The sequence below is a fragment of the Mesorhizobium sp. M5C.F.Ca.IN.020.32.2.1 genome (genome assembly GCF_004023105.1).
In the GTDB taxonomy this organism is placed as follows: domain Bacteria; phylum Pseudomonadota; class Alphaproteobacteria; order Rhizobiales; family Rhizobiaceae; genus Mesorhizobium; species Mesorhizobium wenxiniae.
This window is the reverse complement of record NZ_RZSX01000233.1, coordinates 1-7,792: the sequence shown is the minus strand read 5'-3', so window position 1 is coordinate 7,792 and position 7,792 is coordinate 1. Positions and strand designations below refer to the sequence as shown.

Below are 7,792 nucleotides of genomic sequence, written 5' to 3'. Positions count from 1 at the left end.
TCTCACGGTTGCCTTCGAGGACCCAATCTTTCGTGCGCAAGGCTTGAGAGATGACACCTACGGTGAAGCTAGGCGCTTCTTCGAACTGACTGACTGGCAGTTGCACGAAATTGTCTGCCACTGCCATGTCGGCGCCACGATACGAGCGCGATGGGCTGCCTCTCGCGTCCGTGCGGCAATGTCCGAGAGGTTCGGTTTCTTCGCCTGGCTGCGAGGAACATTCATGCATTGACGCTAGGGCATTCACGCTGCCGGCATTCACACTAGGGCCGGCATGTTCGGGTGATAGAGGCGGCGAAGCGATTTTCACGCCTCGCATCAGTGGCCGTTGATGTGCGGATATGCCGTTCGGCGGCGATCCGCCATCGGCGAAGGTCGATACAATTGCGCCTCGATACGACAGGCATTGGCTGATTTCAGTCGGCAGGCGCCGTGTAGCGGCGATGGACCGCTTCCGCGATGGCGGCGCGGCTTCTATGCGGATCGAGACTCTCGTCATCCTCGATGACAGCCGCTTCCTCCGCAAGTCCCTGGTCCTTGACCTGATCGCGGAACCAGGCCGAATAGTCGCCCGCGCGCAAGTGATGCTCCCAAGTGCGGTCGTCGATCCCCTCGGCGATATGGAGGAACATCATGAGATTTTGGGCTTTCAGGTTGAGCTTGCCGTCCGCGCCGCGGAAATAGAAACTATTGTCGCCAAGATCACCCTCGGCATACTTGCGGATATGGCGCTTGCGTTCCTGCCGGGGACGCTCGATCGAGATCGGTCTTGCGGGATCGCATGTCGACCGGTTCCAATACAAGACCTTGTTTTCCGGTGGCGGCACGACGCCCTGCGGCACGTCTTCGCCAATTGCGGCACAGAAGCTTTCGACGACCTTGTCGGCTTCCGGGCCAAGAGCCAGCACCGTGTCGACACCTGCCAGCACGTCCCGCGAAACCAGATCGGGATGAACTGTGACCAGAATGGTCGCCGAAAGGCTTTTTGGAAGCGCAAAGGATGTGCCATCCCGCGCATGCGGCAACAGGTGGTGTGCTTCGTCGATGATCAGCCAGTGCGGGCGTCCGGTGCGGGCGCGAAGCGCGGCAAGCTCCGGCAGCAGCTTGGCGAAGGCGTTTGGCCGCTCCGCGGTCTTGATCCCGAGCATGTTGACGGCGACATTGTTGGACGGTTTGGACAAGAGGTCGAAGATTTCGCGCGAGCTCGGCGGGCTTTTGGCGTCGCCAACCACCAGCACGTCCTCCAGTTCCTCGTAGTCGCCCTCCGGGTCGAGCACGCAAAACTGGAAGCCTTGCTCGACGAAGCGTTCGGTCAGGGCGGTGGCGAGGGTGGATTTCCCGATCCCCGACGTGCCGGCCAGCAGCACGCCGCCGCCGCGCGGTGAAAGGTGCATCACCGCGCCAGACCCGTCGTCCGCGCCAATCTCAATGCGTTGCCGCGCCGTGTCCAGCAAGGCGGCGTCATGCGAGATGAGGCCCTCGATCAACTCCCTCACGCCCGCGCCGCGGGCACCATTCGTCACGTGGCCCGCCGTCTCCCTTACCTTCGGCAGTGCATTGGCGACTGCAACTCCGAAGCCGACGGCGCGCAGAAAGGCATGGTCGTTCTCCGCATCGCCGATGCCGACGACATTGTGGGCGGACAATCCCAGATCCTCGAGGGCAGCCGCAAGACCGGTCGCCTTGTTGACCCCGCTCGGCAGCACCATGACGGCACCCTTGTTGAAGATGATCTCCAGCTCCAGGCCAAGGTCCTTGATCACTTCCAGCACGATGGTCTCGTTGGGCTCCCTGGTGGCGACGACGGAACGTCCTATCGACAGGGGCGCGATCTTGCGGATCATCAGCCTGTCGACGAATTCCGCCGGAGGCGCAGGCGCCAGGATGCGCTCCTCCTTCGAAGCCGGCGTGTAGACGAGCGCGCCATTTTCGGCGACGACCTTGTCGAAAATGCCAAGCTCCGGGAAAACGCTTTCGAGATCGGCAAGCTCGCGACCGGTGACCATTATCAACTTGCGGCCGGTTTCCTTCAGCCGCCCGAGCGCGGCACGGGTGGCATCGGAAACGATCCCGTTTTCCGCGAGCGTGCCGTCGTAGTCAGTGGCTAGTGCAAGAGCATACATTGAACTGTCCGTCGGTAGTCCGAAGCTGACCCGAGAAGCTTTCTCGCCGAACTGAGCGGAAAGCCATCTGCTCCAGTGACTTTGTCTTGGCTGATCGGTTCAAACGGCGCTGGCTGCCGATTGTTCCCGGCGGCGGAAGGCAAGAGTTGCTGAGGCCTTGCTTTTGCTTAAGCATTTCCAAACCGGTACCCGCTTGCTAGCCGACAATCCTGAATCCGTTCGGCTCCTGGCCGGGATCGACGTCTTGGGATTTCACGCTGGAGACCGACGCCCCGGTCGGCCCTTCCCACAACCGATTCATCATCGTCGAAACCGCGCCCTCGGCTCCGACGATCAGTGCCGTTACGGATCCGTCATCCTCGTTGCGAACCCATCCGGACAGACCGAGCTTCTCGGCTTCCGTCCGTGTCCACACGCGAAAAGAGACGCCTTGCACCCTTCCACTCAGCCTGACGCGTACCGCTTTGCGCCCGTCCTCCATGGTCACCTCCGTGCAGCTGGTTTGTCCACACCTTCAACTCACTAGCGGCGAAAAAGGCTCCGCCTTGTCGGCAACGGAACCATGGGGCGGCGGCTTTGTTTAAAGACGGACAGTTGCAGGTTGCGGGTGCCTCGGAGCCACGATTTCATGACCAACGATTCTCCAAAGGGACGCGCCATCCCGGCATCCGTTCCGACGATCGACGCGAAAGCGGAGCCAACGCTTCGCTACGCCGAGGCCGAGGTATTCTACACCGAGGCGATCCGCGAGCTTGCCGCGACGGACATTCCCTTTCTTGTCGCCGGCACCTACGCGGTGAGCGCCTACACAGGCGTTACGCGCCAGACGAAGGATCTCGACATTTTCTGCAAGGCCGGCGATTACGCCCGCATTCTCGCTCATTTCAAGCAGGCCGATTATGCGGTCGAGATATTGGATGACCGGTGGCTCGGCAAGGTCTTCAAGGGCACGCATTTCTTTGACGTCATATTCGCCTCGGCGAACGGAACCATGCCTGTCAGCGACCTGTGGCTGGAGCACGCAAGGCAAATCGATTTGCTGGGCAGTCGGGTGCGGATCGTCGGTCCGACCGAGCTTATCTGGTCCAAGTGCTTCATCCAAGACAGAGGCCGCCATGACGGCGCCGACGTCGCTCATACAATCCTCAAGGCGCAGGATCAGATCGACTGGCACCGGCTGCTTTCCTACCTCGAAGTTCATTGGGAGGTGCTGTTGATGCAGCTTCTCAATTTCCGATGGATCTATCCGAGCGAGCGCGATCATGTACCAGCCTGGCTGCTCGACGAATTGCTTGACCGTCTCGCCAAGCAGAGGGAGCTGCCCACTCCCCGAATGAAGATCTGCCGCGGACGGCTGCTTTCGCCGACCGACTACGAGATCGACGTCAAAGAATGGGGCTTTGCAGGCGTCGGTGGAACAGGAGAATTTCGTGATGGCTGAGAAGGGCATAACCGCCAAGGCAAGGGTTGGGAACGGCGACACGGTGAGGATTGCGGCTGTTGGCGACCTGCACGTGCAGGAAGACGCCGAGACCTCTTGTCGTGATCTCTTCGGCGAGGTCTCGCGCGAAGCGGACGTCCTCGTTCTCACTGGCGACCTCACCAATCTCGGCAGGCCCCGAGAGGCCGAAATCCTTGCTGAGGATTTGCGCGCCTGCGCAATCCCGGTCGTCGCTGTGCTCGGCAACCATGACTATGAATCCGGTGCGGTCGAGGACGTCGCCCACATCCTTCGGCAGGCAGGCGTCCATCTTCTTGACGGTCAGACGGCGGAAATCAAGGAGGTCGGCTTTGTCGGCGTGAAGGGTTTCATTGGCGGTTTTGGATCACGCATGCTCGGCTCGTTCGGCGAGCCGGCGATCAAGGCGATGGTCGCTGAAAGCGTCAGCGAGTCGATGCGGCTCGAAAACGCAATGCGGCAGGTTCGCACCAATCGTACGCTCGTCGTCCTGCACTACGCTCCGGTCGTCGAGACAGTCGCTGGCGAGCCATTGGAGATTTTTCCGTTCCTGGGCTCGTCGCGCCTGGCGGAGACGATCGATCGGTTCAAGGTCAGCGCCGTGGTGCATGGCCACGCGCATCGCGGCGTCTATGAAGGTCGCACGCCCGGCGGTGCCCCGGTATATAACGTCGCCATGCACGTGGCGAAGCCGACCGGCCGTCCTTACGCCTTGCTCGAAATCTGAAACCCCCTGTGGGTGGTCAGCGGTCGATCTCGCCGAACACGATATCGAGCGACCCGATGATCGCAGCGACATCGGCGATCATGTGCCCCCGCGACAGAAAATCCGTCGCCTGCAAATGGGCAAAGGACGGCGCCCGGATCTTGCATCGATACGGAGTATTGCTGCCGTTCGACACCAGATAGACGCCGAACTCGCCCTTCGGCGCCTCCACGGCGGCATAGACCTCTCCGGCGGGCACGCGAACACCCTCCGTGTAGAGTTTGAAATGGTGGATAGTCGCTTCCATCGAGCGTTTCATCGTCGCCCGCGGCGGTGGCGTGATTTTGTGGTTTGGAATTGCCACCGGCCCTTGGCCCTCGGGCGATCGCAATTTTTCCAGGCATTGCTTCATGATCCGGACCGATTGGCGCATTTCCTCCATGCGGACGAGATAGCGGTCATAGCAGTCGCCGTTCTTGCCGATCGGAATGTCGAAATCCATCTCGGGGTAGCATTCATATGGCTGTGCCTTGCGCAAATCCCATGCCGCTCCCGACCCGCGCACCATGGGGCCGGAGAAGCCCCAGGCCCAGGCGTCGTCCTGCCCGATCACACCGACATCGACATTGCGCTGCTTGAAGATGCGGTTGCCGGTGAGCAATTCGTCGAGGTTGTCGCAGACCTTGAGGAACGGGTCGCAGAAAGCCCAGATGTCGTCCAGAAGCTTCGCAGGCAAGTCCTGATGCACGCCGCCGACCCTGAAATAATTAGCATGCATGCGGGCGCCGGAGGCGCGCTCGTAGAAAACCATCAGCTTCTCGCGCTCAGCGAAGCCCCAGAGCGGCGGGGTCAGCGCGCCGATGTCCATGGCCTGTGTCGTGACGTTGAGGAGATGCGACAAGAGCCGGCCGATTTCGCAAAAGAGAACACGGATGAGCTGTCCGCGCTTCGGGACCGAGATTTCGAGCAGCTTCTCGGCGGCGAGGCAGAACGCATGCTCCTGGTTCATCGGCGCCACGTAATCGAGCCGGTCGAAATAGGGCAGGGCCTGCAGATAGGTCTTGTACTCGATGAGTTTTTCCGTGCCGCGGTGGAGCAGGCCGATATGGGGATCGGCGCGGTCGACGATCTCGCCGTCCAGTTCCAGCACCAGCCGCAGAACGCCGTGAGCAGAGGGATGCTGCGGCCCGAAGTTGAGGGTGAAGTTGCGAACTGCGGCTTCGACCATGACGGTGTTCCCGCCGTACTGGGTTCTTACGGCCGAAGCCGAGTGCTCCGGCCGCCACGTCGGACCGCCGATCAGGTCGTTGTCTGGATGATCAGCGTCAGCGTGCCATTGCCATCGATGTTGGCGGCGACAACTTGCGAGGAATCCAGGCCGCTCGCCGCCAGCGCCGTTGCTGCCTGCGGCGACGCATCGATCGAGCTCTGCAGGGTAAGCAGATCTTCAACGCTGGTCTGGGTGATCACGGCCTCGGCTTGTGTTTTGAGCTCCGGAGGCAAATCCTCGAGGGCGACGATCGCAATGCCAGTAAAGTTCTGGTCGGTGAAACCCTGATCCGGCACGGCTTGGTCGGGCAGGGCCTGGTCAGGCGGCGTCTGGTCAGGCGGCGTCTGGTCGGGCAGGGTTGGATCGGGCAGGGCTTCCGGGGCAGTGGGTGCGATTTGGGGAAGCTGCGGGTCGGTGGATTGCGCGTGGATCGGCTGCGCCAAGGCCAATCCCGAAAGGGCGGCAATCGTCGTCAACATGCGCATGATCGTTCCTTCCGTTTTCCGGTTTGCTCGGGGAGGATCACTTGGTGACCACACAACCATTGTGCCGGATTATGGTTCCCGGTTCCGTCAAGGATAAGGCCGTCGGTGAGTACATGCGTCAGGCCGACGCTACGCAACGGCGAATCGATCGATGACCCATAGCCATGTCCCGTCGCCCTGGCGGCGGGCGACCTCGGCGGTTACGGTGCCATCGGAAAGGCGGGTTGACGTGAGTGCCAAAATCTCCGCTGATAACAGGCGGGGACTGATTTTCCGGCCACAAATTTTCGGCCCGTTGCGGTGATGTCCGCGAAGAGTGCCCGGATCGCTTCGCGGCCCAGCGTCAGTCGCCTCTCACCGCTGTCGACGACGGCGTTGGGTTCAAAAAGCGCGGCCATGCCGTAGATGTCTCCCTCCCACTGCCGAGAGATCAGCAGGCGCTCCAAATCCTGGGGATCGCGCGCTGGCTCACGGCTTGGTTCATCGGTCATGGCGAGGACTCCTCCGACGCTCGGTACCAAAGCGTTCGAAGGGGAGCCGGCGAAGCTCCGCCATAAGCCGATCGCGAGGTTGAGCAGCTTGGCGGTCATTCTCCCCAACCGACATCGCGGTCCGCAACGCGCCGTTCGGCGGCGCCGGCGCGGCACCGGTGGCTGCGGCTGTGGTTGAGGAAGTCGGCGATCCTTGCCGCCGACTTCGCCGAGGGGAAGGTGAGCAACCGATCGCGATGGACGACGGGCTCGCCGGTCTCATTGTCCCAGACCTCGAACCGGCAGCTTGGGTTCGGTATGGCTTCGAAACGGTTCTTCATGTCGGATGGTCCCGGTAATCGACGGACCCAGGTTCTGCGACCCCGACTTACGGATGGCTTACGGGCGTTTTTGGCTATGCTTTTAGCAGCGGGCACGCTCGCGCAGGTCGCCTCGGTTAGCTCGTCTTCGGCGCGAGGCGCTGCGCGACATGGTCGGCGATCGCCAGGCTTGAGGTCAGGCCGGGGCTCTCGATGCCGAACAAATTGACGAGGCTCTCCACGCCGTGCACCGCCGCGTCCTGGATGACGAAGTCGGCATTGGCTTCGCCGGGACCGGAGAGCTTCGGCCGGATGCCGCTATAGGCCGGCTGCAGGCTGCGATCGGCGAGGTCCGGCCAGTATTTGCGGACCTCGTCGTAAAAGCGCTCGCCACGCGCTGGATCGACGCGATAGTCGAGTTCATCCGTCCATTCGACGTCAGGCCCGAAGCGGGCGACGCCGTCGAGGTCGAGCGTCAGATGCACGCCGAGCCCGCCGGGTTCGGGTATGGGATAGACCAGTCGCGAGAACGGCGCCCGGCCGGCGACCGAAAAATAATTGCCCTTGGCGTAGCGTATTTCTGGCACGAATTGCCGGTCGAGCCCGTCAAGCGAGCCGGCAAGTGCCGTGGCGCCAAGCCCGGCGGCGTTGATGAAGCGCGCGGTGGCGATTTCAAAGCCGCCGCTGGTGCTGTCGACCGTGTCGAGCACGATGCGCCCACTCTCGATGCGGCCGGCGACGATGCGGGTGTTGAGGCTGAGTGTCGCCCCGTGCTTCTCGGCGTCGCCCAGCAGCGCCAGCATCAGGGCGTGGCTGTCGATGATGCCGGTTGCGGGAGACAAAAGGGCCGCCGTGCATCGCAGCTTCGGCTCCAGCCTGCGCGCCTCGGCGGCGGTTAAGGGCGTCAGGTTGCCCGCGCCGCAAGCAGAGGCGTTGGCCAGGATGGAAGCGAGCACCGG

At 62.3% G+C, this 7,792-nt stretch carries 9 protein-coding genes and 1 pseudogene; 3 read left to right on the top strand and 7 right to left on the bottom strand.

Annotation, left to right across the window (positions count from 1 at the left end; genetic code table 11):
• Positions 1-232: pseudogene (locus EOA86_RS40250) on the top strand (hypothetical protein); the annotation flags it as partial.
• A 184-nt stretch (positions 233-416) separates the two neighbouring features.
• Here EOA86_RS40250 and EOA86_RS13980 read toward each other — a convergent pair.
• Positions 417-2,123 (bottom strand): HAD family hydrolase, encoded by a 1,707-nt coding sequence (locus EOA86_RS13980; protein WP_128342182.1) that lies wholly within the window; start codon positions 2,121-2,123, stop codon positions 417-419.
• 196 nt (positions 2,124-2,319) lie between these two features.
• Positions 2,320-2,604, bottom strand: coding sequence for an acylphosphatase (locus tag EOA86_RS13975; protein ID WP_065006638.1), 285 nt, complete (start codon positions 2,602-2,604; stop codon positions 2,320-2,322).
• A 147-nt stretch (positions 2,605-2,751) separates the two neighbouring features.
• Here EOA86_RS13975 and EOA86_RS13970 point away from each other — a divergent pair, with 147 nt between their 5' ends.
• Positions 2,752-3,564 carry a hypothetical protein gene (locus EOA86_RS13970; protein WP_128342180.1) on the top strand — a complete coding sequence of 271 codons (813 nt, stop codon included), beginning with the start codon at positions 2,752-2,754 and terminating at the stop codon, positions 3,562-3,564.
• On the top strand, positions 3,557-4,309 hold the full coding sequence (locus tag EOA86_RS13965; RefSeq protein WP_029350563.1) for a metallophosphoesterase: 753 nt from the start codon (positions 3,557-3,559) through the stop codon (positions 4,307-4,309). Before EOA86_RS13970 ends, EOA86_RS13965 begins: the two co-directional genes overlap by 8 nt.
• 16 nt (positions 4,310-4,325) lie before the next feature.
• Here EOA86_RS13965 and EOA86_RS13960 read toward each other — a convergent pair whose 3' ends face one another.
• The 5 genes from EOA86_RS13960 to EOA86_RS13940 all read right to left on the bottom strand — a co-directional run.
• Complete coding sequence (locus EOA86_RS13960) at positions 4,326-5,516, bottom strand: NADH-quinone oxidoreductase subunit D (RefSeq protein WP_128342178.1); 1,191 nt, start codon at positions 5,514-5,516, stop codon at positions 4,326-4,328.
• 71 nt (positions 5,517-5,587) lie between these two features.
• Positions 5,588-6,001, bottom strand: a complete 414-nt coding sequence (locus tag EOA86_RS13955) for a hypothetical protein (protein ID WP_245497259.1) — start codon at positions 5,999-6,001, stop codon at positions 5,588-5,590.
• A gap of 242 nt (positions 6,002-6,243) precedes the next feature.
• Entirely contained in the window at positions 6,244-6,633 is a 390-nt protein-coding gene (locus EOA86_RS13950) for a hypothetical protein (RefSeq protein WP_245497258.1), read from the bottom strand.
• Entirely contained in the window at positions 6,630-6,854 is a 225-nt protein-coding gene (locus EOA86_RS13945) for a hypothetical protein (RefSeq protein ID WP_128342176.1), read from the bottom strand. Before EOA86_RS13945 ends, EOA86_RS13950 begins: the two co-directional genes overlap by 4 nt.
• A 116-nt stretch (positions 6,855-6,970) precedes the next feature.
• Positions 6,971-7,792, bottom strand: an 822-nt coding sequence (locus tag EOA86_RS13940) for an FAD-dependent oxidoreductase (protein WP_128342174.1), incomplete at its 5' end; no start/stop codon positions are given.

What these genes read in the sequence shown, in the direction of transcription:
- EOA86_RS13980 (WP_128342182.1), bottom strand. Translation starts at nt 2,123, where the DNA reads ATGTATGCTCTTGCACTAGCCACTGACTACGACGGCACGCTCGCGGAA.
- EOA86_RS13975 (WP_065006638.1), bottom strand. Translation starts at nt 2,604, where the DNA reads ATGGAGGACGGGCGCAAAGCGGTACGCGTCAGGCTGAGTGGAAGGGTG.
- EOA86_RS13970 (WP_128342180.1), top strand. Translation starts at nt 2,752, where the DNA reads ATGACCAACGATTCTCCAAAGGGACGCGCCATCCCGGCATCCGTTCCG.
- EOA86_RS13965 (WP_029350563.1), top strand. Translation starts at nt 3,557, where the DNA reads ATGGCTGAGAAGGGCATAACCGCCAAGGCAAGGGTTGGGAACGGCGAC.
- EOA86_RS13960 (WP_128342178.1), bottom strand. Translation starts at nt 5,516, where the DNA reads ATGGTCGAAGCCGCAGTTCGCAACTTCACCCTCAACTTCGGGCCGCAG.
- EOA86_RS13950 (WP_245497258.1), bottom strand. Translation starts at nt 6,633, where the DNA reads ATGACCGCCAAGCTGCTCAACCTCGCGATCGGCTTATGGCGGAGCTTC.
- EOA86_RS13945 (WP_128342176.1), bottom strand. Translation starts at nt 6,854, where the DNA reads ATGAAGAACCGTTTCGAAGCCATACCGAACCCAAGCTGCCGGTTCGAG.